At 44.7% G+C, this 18,815-nt stretch carries 15 protein-coding genes; 14 read left to right on the top strand and 1 reads right to left on the bottom strand.

All coding sequences use genetic code 11. The features are described 5' to 3' along the window. Positions 1 to 81 precede the first annotated feature (81 nt). The 10 genes from fabB to purF all read left to right on the top strand — a co-directional run bounded on the left by fabB (position 82) and on the right by purF (position 15,062). On the top strand, positions 82 to 1,293 hold the full coding sequence (gene fabB / locus AB4209_RS06280; protein ID WP_017062353.1) for a beta-ketoacyl-ACP synthase I: 1,212 nt from the start codon (positions 82 to 84) through the stop codon (positions 1,291 to 1,293). Positions 1,294 to 1,778: 485 nt separating this feature from the next. Next, positions 1,779 to 2,912, top strand: a complete 1,134-nt coding sequence (locus AB4209_RS06275) for a 4-phosphoerythronate dehydrogenase (protein ID WP_017062351.1) — start codon at positions 1,779 to 1,781, stop codon at positions 2,910 to 2,912. A 12-nt stretch (positions 2,913 to 2,924) separates the two neighbouring features. Next, entirely contained in the window at positions 2,925 to 3,938 is a 1,014-nt protein-coding gene (locus AB4209_RS06270; RefSeq protein ID WP_017062350.1) for an aspartate-semialdehyde dehydrogenase, read from the top strand. 207 nt (positions 3,939 to 4,145) lie between these two features. After that, the gene (locus AB4209_RS06265; protein WP_372055187.1) at positions 4,146 to 8,987 is read left to right on the top strand and encodes a FimV/HubP family polar landmark protein; all 4,842 of its coding nucleotides are present in this window, start codon (positions 4,146 to 4,148) and stop codon (positions 8,985 to 8,987) included. 194 nt (positions 8,988 to 9,181) lie between these two features. Then, positions 9,182 to 9,976, top strand: coding sequence for a tRNA pseudouridine(38-40) synthase TruA (gene truA, locus AB4209_RS06260; RefSeq protein ID WP_004734161.1), 795 nt, complete (start codon positions 9,182 to 9,184; stop codon positions 9,974 to 9,976). A 176-nt stretch (positions 9,977 to 10,152) separates the two neighbouring features. Next, entirely contained in the window at positions 10,153 to 11,079 is a 927-nt protein-coding gene (gene accD, locus AB4209_RS06255; RefSeq protein ID WP_017062348.1) for an acetyl-CoA carboxylase, carboxyltransferase subunit beta, read from the top strand. Positions 11,080 to 11,121: 42 nt separating this feature from the next. Then, complete coding sequence (folC, locus tag AB4209_RS06250) at positions 11,122 to 12,384, top strand: bifunctional tetrahydrofolate synthase/dihydrofolate synthase (RefSeq protein ID WP_372055185.1); 1,263 nt, start codon at positions 11,122 to 11,124, stop codon at positions 12,382 to 12,384. Continuing rightward, positions 12,385 to 12,960: an SPOR domain-containing protein gene (locus tag AB4209_RS06245; protein ID WP_017063432.1), complete on the top strand. Its 576-nt coding sequence runs from the start codon at positions 12,385 to 12,387 to the stop codon at positions 12,958 to 12,960. Positions 12,961 to 13,021: 61 nt separating this feature from the next. Then, on the top strand, positions 13,022 to 13,513 hold the full coding sequence (locus tag AB4209_RS06240; RefSeq protein WP_009848678.1) for a CvpA family protein: 492 nt from the start codon (positions 13,022 to 13,024) through the stop codon (positions 13,511 to 13,513). 34 nt (positions 13,514 to 13,547) lie between these two features. Then, complete coding sequence (purF, locus tag AB4209_RS06235; RefSeq protein WP_017062345.1) at positions 13,548 to 15,062, top strand: amidophosphoribosyltransferase; 1,515 nt, start codon at positions 13,548 to 13,550, stop codon at positions 15,060 to 15,062. 100 nt (positions 15,063 to 15,162) lie between these two features. Here purF and AB4209_RS06230 read toward each other — a convergent pair whose 3' ends face one another. After that, positions 15,163 to 16,038 carry a LysR family transcriptional regulator gene (locus AB4209_RS06230; protein ID WP_017062344.1) on the bottom strand — a complete coding sequence of 292 codons (876 nt, stop codon included), beginning with the start codon at positions 16,036 to 16,038 and terminating at the stop codon, positions 15,163 to 15,165. A gap of 228 nt (positions 16,039 to 16,266) precedes the next feature. Between AB4209_RS06230 and AB4209_RS06225 the strand changes: the two genes are divergently transcribed. The 4 genes from AB4209_RS06225 (at position 16,267) to apt (ending at position 18,809) form a co-directional block, all read left to right on the top strand. Continuing rightward, on the top strand, positions 16,267 to 17,370 hold the full coding sequence (locus tag AB4209_RS06225; RefSeq protein WP_017062343.1) for a response regulator: 1,104 nt from the start codon (positions 16,267 to 16,269) through the stop codon (positions 17,368 to 17,370). Between the two features lie 148 nt (positions 17,371 to 17,518). After that, entirely contained in the window at positions 17,519 to 17,656 is a 138-nt protein-coding gene (locus AB4209_RS06220) for a hypothetical protein (RefSeq protein WP_017067606.1), read from the top strand. Between the two features lie 74 nt (positions 17,657 to 17,730). Beyond that, positions 17,731 to 18,102: a YbaN family protein gene (locus tag AB4209_RS06215; protein WP_372055208.1), complete on the top strand. Its 372-nt coding sequence runs from the start codon at positions 17,731 to 17,733 to the stop codon at positions 18,100 to 18,102. A gap of 161 nt (positions 18,103 to 18,263) precedes the next feature. Next, complete coding sequence (apt, locus tag AB4209_RS06210; RefSeq protein WP_017062340.1) at positions 18,264 to 18,809, top strand: adenine phosphoribosyltransferase; 546 nt, start codon at positions 18,264 to 18,266, stop codon at positions 18,807 to 18,809. The last annotated feature ends 6 nt before the right edge of the window (positions 18,810 to 18,815 follow it).

Raw genomic sequence — 18,815 nt, 5'->3', positions numbered from 1 at the left:
ACGAATTTCTAGGAAAGCTGACCACTTTTGTTAGGCTTCTTAGTTATCATCTAGCTGAATTTAGAATTATAGGAATGTCACATGAAACGAGTCGTAATCACCGGTATGGGTATTGTTTCAAGTATCGGTAACAACGTCGAAGAAGTTTTAGCATCACTGAAAGAGGGTAAATCTGGTATTACCGCTTCAGAGCAGTTCAAGGAAAATGGCTTGCGCTCTCAAGTATGGGGTAACCTAAAAATGAACCCTGCTGACCATATCGATCGCAAAAAAATGCGCTTTATGGGTGATGCAGCGGCATTCGCTTATCTTTCAATGGAGCAAGCAATTGCTGATTCTGGCTTAACTGAAGATCAAGTATCTAATGACCGCACGGGTATCGTTGCGGGTTCAGGTGGTGCTTCATCTCTAAACCAAGTAAACGCGGTAGACATCATCCGTGAGAAAGGCGTGAAGCGCGTTGGTCCATACATGGTTCCACGTACAATGGCTTCTACGGTTTCTGCTTGTCTAGCAACGCCTTTCAAAATCCGTGGTGTGAACTACTCTATGAGCTCTGCATGTGCGACATCTGCACACTGTATTGGTCACGCAATGGAGCTTATCCAACTTGGTAAGCAAGACGTTGTATTCGCTGGTGGCGGTGAAGAACTGGATTGGTCTCTGACTATGATGTTCGACGCAATGGGCGCACTTTCTACTAAGTACAACGATACGCCAGAGCTGGCTTCTCGTACCTACGATGCAGACCGTGATGGTTTCGTTATCTCTGGTGGCGGCGGCATGTTAGTTATCGAAGAGCTTGAGCACGCTGTTGCTCGTGGCGCAAAAATCTACGGTGAAATCGTAGGCTACGGCGCAACTTCAGATGGCTACGACATGGTTGCTCCTTCTGGTGAAGGTGCGGTTCGTTGTATGAAGATGGCGATGCAAAACGTTGATGGCGTTGATTACGTGAACACTCACGGTACTTCAACTCCAGTTGGCGACGTTAAAGAGCTAGGCGCTATCCAAGAAGTATTTGGTGGCAACAGCCCAGCAATTTCTGCAACTAAAGCGATGACAGGTCACGCTCTAGGTGCTGCTGGCGTACACGAAGCTATTTACTCAACGCTAATGCTAGATAACGGCTTTATCGCACCTAGCATTAACGTTTCGAACCTAGACGAAGCTGCTGCTGGCCTAGACATCGTAACTGAAGCTCGTGATCAAGAGCTAACTACAGTTATGTCTAACAGTTTTGGTTTCGGCGGTACGAACGCAACGCTAGTAATCAAAAAGTACCAAGCTTAACTTAAGCTTGAGTTACAGAGACAAGGTTAATCGTTAAAGGGTTGCGCTAGTGCCGATTCAACACGCACAGGTCACCCAGTAATAATGACCATCAGAACAAAGTTTTTAGACGCAGGTTGGTAAACGTGTTTTTTGAACATAGTTTTTAAATCTGGGTTTAGAGATTGAAAGGTTTCCAGAGCTTGACCAGTACTGACTTTGGTTAGTACTGGTTGAACAGACGCAAGACTCTGTCTCCTGGAGAGCGAGATAGGATCCTTTTGTTCTGGATGTTTGCCCGATTGTTTATTCAATCGGGCATTTTTCGTTTTAGCCGTTTGATCTCGGGTGTTCACTCTGGTTTCGGTTCTTGTCTGCCAAGGTTAGGTGATTCAGCCCTTTATTTATAATGTATTCCAATTGCTACTCGACACCGTGTGTGGAATTTTGCACAATCATTTCAATTCACATTTAGGTCGATAGACCCCAACAAAAGTACTCGCCAAATGAAAATCTTAATCGACGAAAATATGCCTTACGCTGAAGCGCTTTTTAGCCAGCTAGGGGAAGTGACAATGAAGTCTGGTCGCACATTAACAGCTGACGACCTAGTTGACGTAGACGCATTGATGATTCGCTCTGTTACCAAGGTAAACGAGTCATTGATCAGCAAAGCCAATAAGCTGAAGTTTGTTGGTACTGCGACGGCTGGCATGGATCACGTTGACCAAGAGTTGATGAAAGAGCGTGGTATTTTCTTTACTGCGGCACCTGGTTGTAACAAGGTGGGTGTTGCTGAGTACGCGTTCAGTGCGATGATGGTGCTTGCGCAGCAACAAGGCTTTTCTGTTTTTGATAAAACGGTTGGTATTATCGGCTGTGGTCAAGTGGGCAGTTACTTAGCGAAGTGCCTTGAAGGTATTGGTATCAAAGTTCTGCTGAACGACCCTCTAAAACAGCAAGAGGGTGATACTCGCGAATTTACTGAGTTAGAGACTTTGCTTGAACAATCAGACGTTATTACATTACACACGCCAATCACTAAGACGGGTGAGTATCCAACGCATCACTTGATCAGTGAGCAAGTGCTGAACAACTTACGTGCTGATCAAATCCTGATTAATGCAGCTCGCGGTCCTGTGGTTGATAACCAAGCGCTAAAAGCTCGCCTGCAAAAAGCCGATGGTTTCACTGCAGTGCTTGATGTGTTTGAGTTTGAACCTGAAGTCGACTTTGAGCTTCTTCCGTTACTCGCTTTTGCAACGCCTCACGTAGCGGGCTACGGTTTAGAAGGTAAAGCGCGTGGTACCACGATGATCTTCAACAGTTATTGTGAATTTTTAGGTACTGAACAGCGTGCGTATGCAAGCGACTTATTGCCGACAGCGCCTGTACCTCAAATGAAATTAGATAGAGCTTGGGATGAAGCAACACTGCACAATTTGACTCAGTTGATCTATGATGTGCGCAAAGACGACGCCTTATTCCGTCGCAATATCGTTACGCCGGGTTCTTTTGACAAGATGCGTAAAGAATATTGGGACCGCAGAGAGTACAGTGCAGTCGAGTTAACGGGCGACGAATCTTGTAATTTAACGCCGTTATCTAAACTAGGTTTTATGGTAAAGCCAACTTTATAAAAGAGAGAAACAATGAGCCAAGAATTTAATATTGCTATTTTAGGTGCGACTGGTGCGGTTGGTGAAACCATTCTTGAAGTACTTAAAGAGCGTAAATTCCCTGTCGGTGAAATGCACTTACTAGCAAGTGAACGTAGTGAAGGCAAAACTTCCCGTTTTAACGGCAAAACAATACAAGTACAAAACGTAGAAGACTTCGATTGGTCTCAAGTACATATTGCGTTTTTCTCTGCAGGTAGCGAGCTTTCAGAGCGTTGGGCTCCAATTGCGGCTGATGAAGGTGTGGTTGTCATCGATAACACATCACGCTTCCGTTACGAATACGATGTTCCTCTGGTTGTACCTGAAGTGAACCCTGAAGCGATTGCTGAGTTCCGTAACCGTAACATCATCGCGAACCCTAACTGCTCGACTATCCAAATGGTAGTAGCGCTAAAACCAATTCACGATGAAGTGGGCCTTGAGCGTATTAACGTTTCAACTTACCAATCTGTGTCTGGTGCAGGTAAGCCAGGTATCGATGAGCTAGCGGGTCAAACGGCTAAGCTTCTTAACGGTATGCCAGCTGAAAACTCAGCGTTCTCACAACAAATCGCTTTCAACTGTATTCCTCAAATCGATGAATTTACAGAGAACGGCTACACGCGTGAAGAGATGAAGATGGTTTGGGAAACTCAAAAAATCTTTGCTGACTCTTCAATCACAGTGAACCCGACTTGTGTCCGCGTACCAGTATTTTACGGTCACGCAGAATCTCTACACATTGAAACTCGCGCACCAATCGGTGCAGAGCAAGTGGTTCAGCTTCTAGAGAACACAGAAGGTGTTGAAGTATTCCAAGCGCTAGACTTCCCAACTCAAGTTCGTGATGCAGGTGGTAAAGACCACGTAATGGTTGGTCGTATTCGTAACGACATCAGCCATCACAGTGGCGTAAACATGTGGGTTGTCGCTGATAACGTTCGTAAAGGCGCAGCAACAAACGCAGTTCAAATCGCTGAAGTTCTGATTCGCGATTACTTCTAAGCTTTATTGCTTTGATAAAAAAGCCTCACTCTTTAGTGGGGCTTTTTTAATCGATTAAAAATATTGTTAGTCAAATTGTGTGAAATTGCTGCGAATATTGTTGCTGCAACACATTTTTTGTTTTCATCTCTATAGTTTTACGTCATTTATCCGATATATTTAATAGATCATCACTTTTCCGAATTTAAGCACCTAGCTGAGCCTTTTATGTTTCAAATTTTCAAGCCGTGGTTAATGCCTTTTGCCTTTATCATTGCGACTCAGATTTCCGTTGTTCGTGCAGATTCCATTCGAGTTGTAGGGCCTAATGGCCAGATACAATCAGCGCCTACGTTTTCAGAACCACTTCAAAGAGCGCAATCAAATAGCGCTGAGCCTTCACGTTTCTATGGTCCAACTCGCGGCTCAGAAACATTGTGGTCTATTGCCTCAAAGTTACGCCCTGATAACTCCGTTTCAGTCCAACAAACTCTGTTGGCTATTTATCGCTTAAACCCACAAGCGTTTGAAAACCAGAATATCCATAGCCTGCTGCCTGCGAGCAATCTACGCGTGCCTTCTTTAGAGCAAGCACGTGCAAGCTCGACGCAGCAAGCTATCAACATCATGAACTCACATCTTGCTAAGCTTGATGCTCCTGCAAGTAAGCCTGTCGCTTCAAAACCCAAAGCGCCGAGTTCTGATGCAAAAAATGTTACTCCTGCTAAGCAAGTAAGCACTACTGAAACTGCTAAAAAGCCATTGTCTCCAACTCAATCATCTCTAGCTCAATCTGCACCAACCCAAGAGATGAACAAGTTAGAGAAGCAGCTAGAGCTTTCAGAAACTGAACTGCTGTCACTTGAAGAGAAAAATCACCAACTTCGTTTGATGTTATCGAATGTTCAATCGGAAGTGGATGAGCTAAAAACAGAGCTCAGTGATGAAGACCGCATTCGTAGCGAAGTGGAAAAGCTGCTTGATGAAGAGCGCAGAAAGAACGCCGAAATTGAAAAGATGGCACCAAGTGTCATGGACGAACTGTTATCGAATGGTTGGTTAGTGGCGGCTCTTGCGATTATTCCAGGTCTGCTCATTGGTTTGATCGTTGTGATGCTGTTAGGCCGTCGTTCTAAAAATGCTGAGCAACAGCAGACGACTCAAGAACAACCGCTCCAGCCAGAACCAAGTACCGTTGCACCTATTACATTGGGCGACGAGATGGACGACCTTAACGAGCTGTCTTTAGATGATGACTTGTTTGGTACGGAAGATGACGCCAACAAGCTGTTTGACGATCAAGCGCTAGCCGAAGAGGATGATGTCTTTGCTGGTTTAGATGAATCTGATCTCGATTTCAATCTAGATGGTGAAGACGATGACCCATTTGCTAGCATTGGCGAAAACGGTGATTTAGACACCAACTTCGACGATCTAGATTTAGACAGCAGCAACGGCATTAGTGTTAATGGCGAAGAGAAAGCGCTTGGCCTTGAAGAGATGGAACGTGCGCTAGACAAAACAGCGGAAAGCGCCGTCGATACTGATGATGTCGACTTTGATCTTTCTGATGATAACGCAATGTCTGCTGATGACATTGAAGCTTTACTATCTCAAGAGTCTGAAACTGAAGATCTCGGTTCCAACGAGCTAGACCAATCTTTATTAGATGATCTGTTTGCTCTTGATGACGAAGATGACGACAGCTTCGATATTGATGCTCTGATTTCGGAAGAGCAAAGTGATTCGCCTTCTAGCACTGAAACACCAGCAAGCGATGATTTTGACATCGATGCGCTTATCTCTGAGCAACAAAGTGAGACTAAGCCTGTTGATTTGAGCAATGACGATTTTGATATTGATGCTCTAATCTCTGAACAACAGTCCCCTGAGCCAGCTTCACCGACAGCGAATGATGATATTGATGACATCTTTGCCCAAGTTGCTGCTCAGAACGATCAAGCGAATGACCCTTTCAACCTCGATAGCGACGATGAGATTGCCACTAACCTAAACAGTGGTTTGGCGTCTGATGATGATATCGAAAACATTCTGTCTCAGTTCGATAAGCCCATCGTAAATGAAGAACCTCAAGACAGCGTTGATCTGCTTGATGAGCAACTGGCAGGCGATGACGTAGACCTAAGTAACTCGACAGACCTTCTTGATGAGATGCTAGGGGACGATTCGGATGATGAGTCTGAAAGCGAACCTCTTGGCTTTGATTCTCTGTCTGAGCTTGAAGAGCTTTCTGGTTTATCGACCGATGATGACCTCAACATCGCAGAAGACAGCACGGAAACCTTGGATGAATTAATAGGTGACTCTGACGACGATGATTTCGAACTCGACGCCGAAAGTACCGACTTATTGGATGATTTCCTTGATAGTGAATTGTCAGATGATGAGCTTTTAGCGGATGCATCAAAATCAGAATCTCTAGACCCATTTGATGACTTACTGACAAGTGGCATTGAAGACGAGCTTGAATCTGAAGATAAGACGTTTGATAAAGAGTTAGACGCAGCCTTTGGTTTGGACAACGCCAATGAGGAGCCTGAAAAGGACTCAGACGTTGAGCTTACTCCGTTAACCTCTGAAGGTGAGCCTGAGCAAGATCCGGACATTAGTGAAACACTACAACCTGAAGTCGTTACTGATGAATCGTTAGATTCGGAACTGATTCAAGACAGCGCTGACGTTAAGCCAGAAAATGATGAAGCCTTTAATCGTGATGGTTTTATCGATGATTTGTTCGGTGTTGCACCAGCAACGGATGCTTTGCTTGATGACTCGCTAGAAACAACAGACGAAGCGTTGATTGGTGAGTTAATGACTTCTGATGACAATGATTTGTTGTCAGCAATAGAAGAGCCTGTTGAACCATCAATTGACAATACGGTTGAACCAGAGCAAGCGTCTCTTTTAGACAGCGACGAAGTATCAGCGCAAGAAACCGCATCATCGGTGGAGGATGATAAATTGGATATCGACTCGCTGTTATCTGAGAATTCTGATTTTGATAAACCAGATTTTGAAGAGCGAGTTCAAGAAGAAAGCGCACAACAAGAATCTGAGCCGAAAGGAACCGACGTCCAAGAACAGCGTGAAGACATTGCTGCTAGCTCTGAAGAGCAAGCTTCGCTATCCTCTTTAAATGATATCTCTGAAGATGATGAAGAGACGGTTGAAGACTGGCTAGCTGAGGCTATCGACGATGTAGAGTCGCCAGCTAACGTTACCTCTGATTTTGACTTTGAACCGAAAATCCAAGGTAGCGATCAGCTTGAAGATGTCGTTGAATCCTTGCCAGAGCCAGAGCCAGAGCCAGAGCCAGTTCGTGCTGCAAACATGCCAGAGATCATTCCAAATGAATTTGGTGTGCCAGAAGACGATGATTGGCTGATTGAAGATGAGGCGTCTGAACCAGAAGCATTAGCGGAAACTGACGTAACACCAGAGCTAGTGACACCTGTCGCTGAACCGAAAGTTGAAGCTACACCACAAGCGGAAGTAGCAGAACAAGCTGAAGTTCTAGGACAAGAAGGCGAAGAAGAATTCTCGTTTGATGACTTCGAATTGCCAGAGTTTAATGAAGAAGATGCACTAGCGGAAGCTGATGCTGAATCAACACCAGAACCAGTAACGCCAGCTATTGATGCTCAACCAAGTGTTGAGCCTCAAACTGAAGCCCAAGTTATAGCTCAGGCGCAAGACGACGAAGAGTTTTCGTTTGATGATTTCGACTTACCAGAGTTTAGTGAAGAAGACGCACTAGCGGAAGCTGATGCTGAATCAACAACAGAGCCAGCAACGCCTGCTATATACTCTCAATCAAGTGTTGAATCGCAACCTACCGCTGAGCCTCAGTTAGATGCTGCACCACAAGTTGAAACTGCGAAACCAGAAAGCGAAGAAGAATTCTCGCTTGATGACTTCGAACTACCAGAGTTTGGTGAAGGCGATGCGTTAGCGGAAGTGGTGAGTGAACCAGATGAAGCACAGTTAGAGCAAGACTTAGCGCCTGACACAGAGAAGTTCGAGTTCGATGACCTTGATCTTCCGGAGTACGATGAAGAAAGCGCAAAAGCAGACTCTGTTTTAGATGATATTGAGCAAAGCAATGCCGAGCCGGTGGCGGAAGCCCAAGGCGTAGAGTTCGATGAGTTTGATTTACCGGAATATGGTGAAGATGAAGCTATCTCTGATGCGTTTGCTGAGAAGCCAACACCACTGACTTCTTTCAGCCCACAAGGCGAAGAGCAAGATGCGTTGCATGATCTGTTCTCAAATCCGCAGAGCTATAGTCAGGCTGATGATTTCTCGAATGCTGAAGACTCTGAACCGGCTGGTTTTGCACAGCCAGAACAATCACTGAGCGCGGCTTCAGAGCCAAACTCAACGCCTGCAGCGGTTCAAGACGAGCCACTAGAAGGCTTTGATGACTTTGATGAGACAGCATTAGCTGAGTTGCTTTCTGAAGATGTTCAAGACTCTGTCGACAACATGTTCGATAAGCCATTGGACGCAACTTCGATTGATAGCGCAGGGTTAGATATTGACGCCATGCTTGAAGTCGGCGGCGAAGACTGGAAAGGCTTTAACCTAGCGCCAGAACAACAATCGAGCATGCATAATGATGTGCCTGATGACCAACAAGAGATTTGGGCATCGGCTGAACAGCAAGCTGAACCGAAAATCAAAGAAGAGAATTGGGCTGAACAAGACAATCTAACCGAATCAGGCAACAGTCGTGATAAGCAGTACATGACGATTGATGAGCTAATGGCTCAAGTCGAGCAAGAAGGTGAAGAAGTCATTAATCCAGACGATGAAGAGCTTAAACTGGATGTGGGTCTTAACGAATTCCCTGATGTTATCGGTGATATTGGCAATTATGATGTCGACAGCAATGCAGAAGCTGCGGGTAAGCTTGATTTGGCCAAAATCTACATCGAGATGAGTGACTCGCAAGGGGCAATTAAGCTTCTAGAAGAGGCAATCGTTGACGGCAGCGATGATATTCGTCGAGAGGCAAAAAATCTTATCGATACGTTAAACGGTCGATAAATTTACAAATCAGAAAGGGTAGCGTTGGCTACCCTTTATTTTAAGGCGATACAGAGCGCTATCGTTTCATTTGGTTTTTCAACAGCATCGTCTCGGTCGATGCTGATTGTTTATTGAAGTTTTAGCCCCATCCTATTTGGGCTAGCACTGATTTCCGTATATAATTCTCGCCCATTTTCAAAGAGAACAAGAACATGAAAATTGCTTTAGGTATTGAATATAACGGTACCCACTACTTTGGTTGGCAGCGCCAACGAGACGTGAAAAGTGTCCAAGAAGAATTGGAAAAGGCTCTTTCAGTTGTCGCGAATCACCCTGTAGAAGTTATGTGCGCAGGTCGTACAGATGCCGGTGTTCACGGTACGGGACAAGTCGTTCACTTTGAAACTAATGTCGATCGTAAAATGGTGGCATGGACAATGGGCGCGAATGCCAACATGCCAAAAGATATTGCGGTTCGTTGGGCGACAGAAGTGAATGAGGATTTCCATGCTCGTTTCTCGGCTACTGCCCGCCGTTATCGCTACATTATCTTTAACCATGCACTACGCCCAGGCATTTTGAATTCAGGTGTGAGCCATTATCATGGTCATCTTGATGAGAAAAAAATGCATGAAGCGGGTCAGTACTTACTTGGTGAGAATGACTTCACTTCGTTCAGGGCAACACACTGTCAATCTCGTAGCCCATGGAGAAACATGATTCACTTGAACGTGACTCGTCATGGACACTACATTGTGATCGATATTAAAGCGAATGCGTTTGTTCACCACATGGTGAGGAATATTACGGGTAGCCTTATTGCCGTAGGTAAAGGTGAGCAGAAACCAGAGTGGATCCAGTGGCTTTTAGAAGCTAAAGATCGAAAAGTAGCCGGCGCAACTGCAAAAGCGGAAGGTTTGTATCTGGTGGATGTTGATTATCCTGAACATTTTGAGCTACCACGAGAGCCAATTGGTCCTCTATTTTTACCGGATAATTTGAACTAAATGTGAGACTTAGGTTCAAAAATTATTACGGTTTAGTGCGTAAGATAGTCCCAGGAAATAGGTACAACCAGTTTTTTATCTACAGTCGCTGTTTTATGTGCTTTAATTCCCACGCATAATTCCCAAATTTATTTCTTTCGCAATCAAGCGGAAGAATCGAAACAAAAAGGTCTTCCATGAGTTGGCTTGAAAAGATTTTAGAAAAAAGCAACATCGTAACATCTCGTAAAGCGTCTATCCCTGAGGGTGTTTGGACGAAATGTACTTCTTGTGAGCAGGTTCTGTACCATGCTGAACTAGAGCGTAACCTAGAAGTATGTCCAAAATGTGACCATCACATGCGCATGAAAGCACGTCGTCGTCTGGATACATTCCTAGACAAAGGTGAGCGTGTTGAACTAGGTGCTGATCTTGAGCCACAAGACAAGCTGAAGTTTAAAGACTCTAAGCGTTACAAAGAACGTATCTCTGCTGCTCAAAAGAACAGTGGTGAAACAGACGCATTAGTTGCAATGAAAGGCGAACTATTGGGTTTACCTATCGTAGCGTGTGCTTTTGAATTCTCATTCATGGGCGGCTCAATGGGTTCTGTTGTTGGTGCTCGTTTCGTGAAAGCGGTAGATGCTGCTATCGAGAACAACTGTGGTTTAGTGTGTTTCTCTGCAAGTGGTGGTGCTCGTATGCAAGAGGCATTGATGTCTCTAATGCAAATGGCGAAAACCAGTGCTGCGCTTGAGCGTTTATCTGCGAAAGGCCTACCGTTTGTTTCAGTTATGACTGATCCAACAATGGGTGGTGTTTCTGCAAGTTTGGCAATGCTTGGCGATATCAATATTGGTGAACCAAAAGCACTGATCGGTTTTGCTGGACGTCGTGTAATCGAACAAACGGTACGTGAAGACCTTCCTGAAGGTTTCCAACGCAGTGAGTTCCTACTAGACCACGGTGCTATCGACATGATTGTTGACCGTCGTGAGATGCGTCAGCGCGTTGCAAGCCTTGTTGCTAAAATGACCAACCAGCCTTCACCATTAGTAGTTTCTGTGAACGATTCACCGAATGAAGCTACTTATGAAGTACCAGAAGCGCCAGAAAAAGGGTAAAGTACCTTCTAACAAACCAACTTAATTATGGTTATGAGTTAGATGAGTCAACAACCTATTCCTCAAGCCACATCCTCTTTGGAGATGTGGCTTGATTATTTATCAAACATCCACACAAGCGCTATTGATCTTGGATTAGACCGAGTTCAGGCCGTCGCCTCTAAGGCAAACCTCACCAAACCTGCTCAACATGTTATTACTGTTGCCGGAACCAATGGCAAAGGCTCAACATGTGCACTGATGGAAGCGATTCTATTGGACGCTGGTTACTCAGTTGGTGTCTACAGCTCTCCTCACTTAATTCGCTATAACGAACGTGTTCGTATCAACGGCCAAGATCTATCTGATGAAAAGATGGTTCAGTCTTTCGATTTCATTGAGAAAGAGCGTGGCGAAATCAGCCTGAGTTTTTTCGAATATGGCACTTTAGCGGCGTTACGTGCATTTCAAACTGAAGCGGTTGATGTTGTGCTTTTAGAAGTGGGTTTAGGCGGGCGTTTAGACGCGACCAATATCGTTGAGCATGATGTTTCTGTGATTACTAGTTTGGCTGTCGACCATGTTGACTGGCTAGGTGATGACATCAATGTGATTGGTTTTGAGAAAGCGGGCATTTATCGTAGCGGTAAACCCGCTATCTGTGGTCAACCCAAGCCACCGGCTACGGTTGCAGCGCACGCTGATGACATTAAGGCTGAGTTCTACCAAGTCGGTATTCAATACACTTATGATGTTGACGGTGATACGTGGAACTGGCGCAGTGGTGCATTCCAACTAGAATCGCTACCTATTCCAAGCCTGCCGTTACCTAACGCTGCAACAGCGTTGATGGCATTGGGCACATCAGAGCTTAGTATTAGCGACGTGAACGTGGTTAACGGCATGAAGAATGCGCAGCTTCCTGGGCGTATGCAGCAAATTAGCGAACAACCGGTGATTGTGCTTGATGTAGCACACAACCCGCATTCTGCTGAGTACTTTGCGCAGCAAGTCGCGAAGAAGTATGCAGGCAAAAATTTACACGTTGTAGTCGCCATGCTTCATGACAAAGATATCCCCGCGACATTGGAAGTATTAGCGCCAATAACAACACATTGGTACCCAGCTTCGCTGAACGGCCCACGAGCCGCAACAGCCGCTGAATTGTGTCAAAGCTTATCTGAAGGTGTAGAGCGGTATTCAAACCCTGTTGTAGCGTTTGAAGCGGCTTTAGCTTCTGTTAAAGGTGACGATGTTGTGTTGGTTGTCGGTTCTTTCCATACAGTGGGTGAAGTGTTGGAGCATTGGCAGAAAAAAGGAAACTAAATGGCAAGTAAATTCCAAAGCCGGTTAGTCGGCACCATCATTTTAGTGGCCATTGGCGTGATTGTATTGCCCGATGTACTAGATGGTAAGAAGCTCCACTACAAAGAAGAGTTTGCAAGCATTCCAATTAAGCCTGAGCTTGATAGTAATGTTGAAGTGTTTGAAGTACTCGATCCCGTTGAAGATCAGATAGCGCTACCGGATTCTCCGGTTGAGCAAGTGGTTGAAAGTGGTCGTACTGATAATTCAAACACGCAAACCGCGTCTTCTTCTAATGATAAAGAAGCAGACAAAGTGGCAGTTGTGGTTAAGCCGGTACCTGAAAAAAATGAATACCAAGACAGTGCTTGGATTATTCAATTGATGGCTTTGAAGAATGCTGACAACGCAAAAAACGTTGTTAAGGATCTGCAAAAGCGCGGTTATCAGGCTCACACCAAGCAAGAAAAAACTTTTACGCGAGTAATTATTGGCCCGGATGTCTCTAAATCCAAACTTGAGCGACAAATTAAGGAATTAGAAAAAATTACGGGTTCAAAAGGCCAGTTGCTCAAATTTAAACCGTTAAATCCATAAGAAAACGTTTGCGTCAGCATTTTTTCTGTTAAAATGCGCGCCAACTTAAGATGAAGAATTCATGAATTGGTTAGATTTTGTCATTTTAGGCGTGATCGGCTTCTCTGCCGTGATCAGTTTAGTTCGTGGTTTCGCTAAAGAAGCCTTGTCACTCGTTATTTGGTTTGGAGCATTTTTTATTGCTAGCCAGTACTACGCTAAATTAGCGATGTACTTCACCAATATCGAAGATGAGATGTTTCGAAACGGAACTGCGATAGCAGCATTGTTTGTTGCAACGTTAGTTGTGGGTGCCTTAGTTAACTATGTCATCGGTCAACTAGTTCAGAAAACAGGCCTGTCAGGTACAGACAGAATCCTCGGTGTCGTCTTTGGTGGCTTACGTGGTGTTTTGATTGTTTCTGCAGTGTTGTTTTTCATGGATGCGTTTACTGCATTCCCAAGTTCTGAGTGGTGGAAGAATTCGCAATTGGTTCCAGAATTTAGTCGAATCATTGCGCCGTTCTTCGAGCATTTACAAGCAACATCTAGTTTCTTATCTGGCGCGCTCTAGCGCCAGTTAATGTCGAAAAATCGAGGATTAGGACATGTGTGGTATTGTTGGAATCGTGGGTTCAACACCTGTAAACCAGTCTATTTATGACGCTTTAACGGTATTGCAGCATCGTGGCCAAGATGCCGCTGGTATTTGTACCATAGAAAGCAATCGTTTCCGTCTGCGTAAGGCGAACGGTTTAGTAAAAGATGTTTTTGAAGCAAAACACATGCAGCGCCTACAAGGTGAAGTTGGTATTGGCCATGTTCGTTATCCTACTGCGGGTAGTTCAAGTGCGTCTGAAGCTCAGCCTTTCTACGTAAACTCTCCTTTTGGCATTACGTTGGCGCACAACGGTAACCTGACGAACGCAAACGAAGTTCGTGAGAAGTTGTTCGAAAAAGACCGTCGTCATGTAAACACAACCTCTGACTCTGAAGTTCTACTGAACGTATTAGCTCATGAGATCGATACTGTTAAAGGTAACGTAACTTCAGATGACGTTTTCCGCGCTGTGGCAAATGTGCATCGTACAATTCGTGGTGCTTACGCCGTAACGGCGATGATCATCGGCCACGGTATGATCGCATTCCGTGACCCACATGGTATTCGTCCATTGTGTCTTGGTAAGCGTGAAGTTCAAGGTAAAACAGAGTACATGGTTGCGTCTGAATCGGTAGCACTCGATGCTGTTGGTTTCGACTTCATGCGCGACGTAGCACCAGGTGAAGCTATCTACGCAACGTTTGACGGTGAGCTTTTCACTAAGCAATGTGCAGACAACCCACAACTAAACCCATGTATCTTTGAGTTTGTATACTTTGCACGCCCAGATTCATTCATCGACAAAATCTCGGTTTACAGCGCACGCGTTGAGATGGGTGAGATGCTTGGTATGCGTATTAAAGAAGAGTACGCAGACTTAGACATTGATGTAGTTATTCCAATCCCTGAAACATCAAACGATATTGCGCTACGAATCGCTCAAGCGATCAATAAGCCATACCGTCAAGGTTTCGTGAAAAACCGCTATGTTGGCCGCACATTCATCATGCCAGGTCAGCAACAACGTAAGAAGTCGGTTCGCCGTAAGCTCAACGCAATTCGCTCTGAGTTTAAAGGTAAGAACGTTCTTCTGGTTGACGATTCTATCGTTCGCGGCACAACATCAGAGCAGATCATTGAGATGGCTCGTGATTCTGGCGCAAATAAGGTCTTCATGGTTTCAGCTGCTCCAGAGGTTCGCTTCCCTAACGTTTACGGCATTGATATGCCGAGCGCGACAGAGTTGATTGCTCATGGTCGTGATAACGAAACGATTTGTAAGCAGATTGGCGCAGACGCCTTGATTTTCCAAACGCTACCAGATCTGATTTCTGCAGTGGGCATGGGCAATCAAGACATCTCTCGTTTTGATACTTCTGTATTTAACGGCGAGTATGTAACGGGCGATATCGACCAAGTGTACCTAGATTTCCTAGACTCTTTGCGTAATGACGACTCAAAGGTTCAGCGTGAGATTCAACAAGATCTTGCTAACTTAGAGTTACACAACGAAGGCGCTTAACTAGCGTTTCGTTAGTCATACAGAGTTTCGCTAGCGATAGAGAAAATAAAAAACCAGAGCATCGGCTCTGGTTTTTTGTTTATAGAGAAGGGGATTGACCTTAATGAATGTGGTATGCGATCACAAAATCAATAAACAATCTCACTTTCTCTGGTAGATGGTCTTTGTGGTTATAAAGCATGTAAATATCACGAGGGTTAGCGCTCCAGTCTTCTAAGACTTGCACTAAGCTGCCATCTTCAATGTATTCACGAATCATCACGTCAGGCATCAGGGTGATACCTAGGCCTTCTGAGCACGCTTGTCTCACGACATTAAGCGCATTGGCGTTGAAACGGCCTTTCTCGCTATTCACCACCGTCTCTTCATTCGAATTACTCAGCTGCCACTTAATCAGCGGGTAGCCTTTGAGTAGCGAATGGTTCGCTAGCTCTTCAGCATGGCTTGGAGCTGGGTTCTTCGCTAAGTACTCAGGGCTCGCGATAAGAATATCTTTGACTTCACTGATTTTTCGAGCGATTAGGCTTGAATCACGCTGAGGGCCGACTCGGAAAATTACGTCCCACTCCGTTGGATCCAGCTGATCCGCTTGGTTGTTCATCATCAGCTCAATATTGATATCAGGGTATTGAATCATGAATTCACTGAACATTGGCATCATCATGCGCTTGGTCAGGTTTGAGGGTGCCGTAATACGAATCTTACCGGAAGCGCCTTTGCACACGTCAGTTAACTCTTCTGCAGTAGAAGAGAGACGTTGCAACAGCGGAGAGCATTCATTGAAGAAACGTTCGCCTGCCTCTGTTAAAGAAAGTTTACGCGCGTGTCTATTGAGAAGCCTAAGGTTCAAAGAATCTTCTAAGGCTTGGATGCGTCGTGTGATGGTCGCAACCGGAATCATAGTCTTGCGCGATGTTGCGGTGTAGCTCCCATTTTCAACGACGAGTCGAAAGAGGTTTAAATCATCTAATTTCATAAATCCAGACACATTTGTTTACAATCTCATCTAATTTATACGTAACAGTGAGATCAATGTTTGCGTTACGTCAACTCGTTGCACTATTTACAAGTATTCCAACCCTCGTCACGAATTACCAGTAAAGAGTGCAAATTTGTGTATTTAGCATTTTATTACTAAGTTTTATATTAGTTCTTAGAACAGATAACAATAATAATTCGACTTAGTTTTGTGAGGTTATAGATTATGTACAAAACTCACAGTCAGCCAGTAATGACCTCGGCTCAGGAAGTAATTAACCAAAAATGCGTGATGTTGGTTGATGATGATCCTATTTTTCGCCGTATAACCAGCGCGTACCTAGACAAGGTCGGTTATAAAGTGGTTGAGGCTGAAAATGGACTGGACGCTTTGCAGAAACTTAGAGACTCAGCGCCAGATTTAATTGTGTGTGACTTATCAATGCCAATACTTGATGGCATAGAGCTTGTGGAAGAGCTCAGTTTAGAGTACCCGTCACTGCCTATGATCGTTGTGTCTGGCACTGATGATATGTCTGACGTGGCGAAAGCCTTGCGATTTGGTATTAAAGACTTCTTGGCGAAGCCGTTAGAGGATCACCGTCACCTAGGAAGTGCGATTGCGAATACATTGACAGATTCGTTCGATAACATTTCAGACCAACGAGATTTTTCGAGCCAATGGTTCTGTGTGGATGATGGGGGAGAGATCCCTGAAGACCAAGAACTGCATTGGCACCTGAATTACCTTCAAGATAACCCAAGCGCAGCAAAAGACTTACTGCATGCGCTGCTTCCCGAGAAAGATACGCGACAAGGCTCATGGCGTTGCAGTTACCGGTTACTGCAATCAACAGAGATGATGCCACTTGTGTTTGACTATGCGTGGATGATGAACGGGCAGTTTGCTTTTTACCTCGTCGATTCATCGTCGTCTGATAATGGCGGCTCCGCGACAACATTGTTAGTGAGAGCGCTGTTCCACGATTACATAAGAAACAGAAAAGATTTTAATGTTGATCTCAAAGATATTGCTGAAATCTTAGAGAAGGGGATTCGTTGCTCTAAATGCTCCACCCCAGTGAATGCCTTGTTTGGTGTTGCTGACCTTGCCGAGGGAACCATCTCCATTTTGCCTGCGGGTCTAGACGGGCAATGGTCGAATGGTGAATTGAATCAATATATTGCAGCAGGTGAGCGCTTGGGTGAGAACTGCAAGAAGAACTTTATTACGCGGGACCTTCCGATCGAACAGGGCTGCCAACTGTCGTTGAGCCTAATTGGAGCGGCAAGTTTTAGTTTAGACATACACCAAGGGTCTACTGATTAACCCTATATTTCCTCGGTTTTTGTGAATAATTGATTAAGGTATAGTTGCGCAAATGGTGTGGCTATGCCTTTTTTGTTAAATGTCGATTTAGCAAAGCGGGTTTGGTTCGCCTGATACTTACCTTCACTAACAAAAACAAGAAGCAATCATGGCAGATAACAAAGACTTTCAAGACCCGTTTAATGTATTCTACTTTTTAGGATTTTTAGCCGCATTTTTAATGATTCCATTGCTACCAGCAACACTTACGTTGATCCGTGTATTCAATGGTTACGCAACATTCTAGTTAAGCTGTCGTCGCCGATTGGTGATAGCTAACTCAAGGAGGCCACAATTAGCGTTCGAGTTTTAAGCCTCAATATTGCTGGTGGCCTTTGTATATTTCTCGCAGTTCTAGGGATAGTTTTGCCCGTTCTGCCAACCACTCCTTTTCTCCTTCTTGCCAGCGCATGCTTCATGCGAAGCAATCCGAAAGTTCATCAATGGATGCATGAGCACAAAACGCTGGGTCCTTTGCTGAACAATTGGTATCAACACGGTGCCGTCACCAAACAAGTTAAAACGCGTGGCGTATTCTTTATCTTGTTGAGTTTTGCGTTATCCATCTACTTTGCCCCTATCATTTGGGTCAAGGCTTTCCTAATTTGTGTACTTGTTATTCTTCTCACATGGTTTATGCGACTTCCAACCCATGAGTTGGTTGCTGACAGCAAAGAAAATCACTACCATTAAGCCAGTGTGCCTGCTTGTATAGCGGGCGTTTATTATTTCAGCAATCAGAGTTATGACTCTCGTTGCAATGAATACCAATCGTACCTTTCCTTAATTCCGAGCGTTGATGTTTGATTCGTTAACGAGAGTTTGGAAAGCGGCCTAATGAAGTGCATAAGATTATGAACACAGAAAAAATCTCTCTGATCAAAGCAAGCATCAAAAGCATTCCTGATTACCCTAAAGCGGGTATTTTGTTCCGTGACGTAACAAGCTTGATGGAAGATCCAGTAGCTTACAAAGCGACTATCGACCTGCTAGCGGAAACATACAAGGACATGGGCTTTACTAAGATCGTTGGTACTGAAGCTCGTGGTTTCCTATTTGGTGCGCCTTTGGCACTTGAGCTAGGTGTTGGCTTCATTCCTGTTCGTAAGCCGGGCAAGCTGCCTCGTCAAACTGTGGCACAATCTTATGAGCTTGAGTACGGCACCGACACTCTAGAAATCCATACTGATGCTATCGTTGAAGGCGATAAAGTGTTGATGGTTGATGATTTGCTAGCAACGGGCGGTACGATTGAAGCAACAACAAAGTTGATTCGTCAGCTTGGTGGTGTGGTAGAACACGCTGCATTTGTTATTAACCTTCCAGAAATCGGTGGTGACAAGCGCTTACAAGGCTTAGGTCTAGAAGTGTTTAGCATCTGCGAATTCGACGGTCACTAATCCTTT

The organism is Vibrio sp. 10N.286.48.C11, assembly GCF_041469805.1.
GTDB classification, from domain to species: domain Bacteria; phylum Pseudomonadota; class Gammaproteobacteria; order Enterobacterales; family Vibrionaceae; genus Vibrio; species Vibrio crassostreae_C.
This window is presented reverse-complemented; position numbering and strand designations above follow the sequence as displayed.

Bases quoted from the DNA above. Each gene is read 5' to 3' on its own strand.
- fabB (WP_017062353.1), top strand. From the start codon at position 82: ATGAAACGAGTCGTAATCACCGGTATGGGTATTGTTTCAAGTATCGGT.
- AB4209_RS06275 (WP_017062351.1), top strand. From the start codon at position 1,779: ATGAAAATCTTAATCGACGAAAATATGCCTTACGCTGAAGCGCTTTTT.
- AB4209_RS06270 (WP_017062350.1), top strand. From the start codon at position 2,925: ATGAGCCAAGAATTTAATATTGCTATTTTAGGTGCGACTGGTGCGGTT.
- AB4209_RS06265 (WP_372055187.1), top strand. From the start codon at position 4,146: ATGTTTCAAATTTTCAAGCCGTGGTTAATGCCTTTTGCCTTTATCATT.
- truA (WP_004734161.1), top strand. From the start codon at position 9,182: ATGAAAATTGCTTTAGGTATTGAATATAACGGTACCCACTACTTTGGT.
- accD (WP_017062348.1), top strand. From the start codon at position 10,153: ATGAGTTGGCTTGAAAAGATTTTAGAAAAAAGCAACATCGTAACATCT.
- folC (WP_372055185.1), top strand. From the start codon at position 11,122: ATGAGTCAACAACCTATTCCTCAAGCCACATCCTCTTTGGAGATGTGG.
- AB4209_RS06245 (WP_017063432.1), top strand. From the start codon at position 12,385: ATGGCAAGTAAATTCCAAAGCCGGTTAGTCGGCACCATCATTTTAGTG.
- AB4209_RS06240 (WP_009848678.1), top strand. From the start codon at position 13,022: ATGAATTGGTTAGATTTTGTCATTTTAGGCGTGATCGGCTTCTCTGCC.
- purF (WP_017062345.1), top strand. From the start codon at position 13,548: ATGTGTGGTATTGTTGGAATCGTGGGTTCAACACCTGTAAACCAGTCT.
- AB4209_RS06230 (WP_017062344.1), bottom strand. From the start codon at position 16,038: ATGAAATTAGATGATTTAAACCTCTTTCGACTCGTCGTTGAAAATGGG.
- AB4209_RS06225 (WP_017062343.1), top strand. From the start codon at position 16,267: ATGTACAAAACTCACAGTCAGCCAGTAATGACCTCGGCTCAGGAAGTA.
- AB4209_RS06220 (WP_017067606.1), top strand. From the start codon at position 17,519: ATGGCAGATAACAAAGACTTTCAAGACCCGTTTAATGTATTCTACTTT.
- apt (WP_017062340.1), top strand. From the start codon at position 18,264: ATGAACACAGAAAAAATCTCTCTGATCAAAGCAAGCATCAAAAGCATT.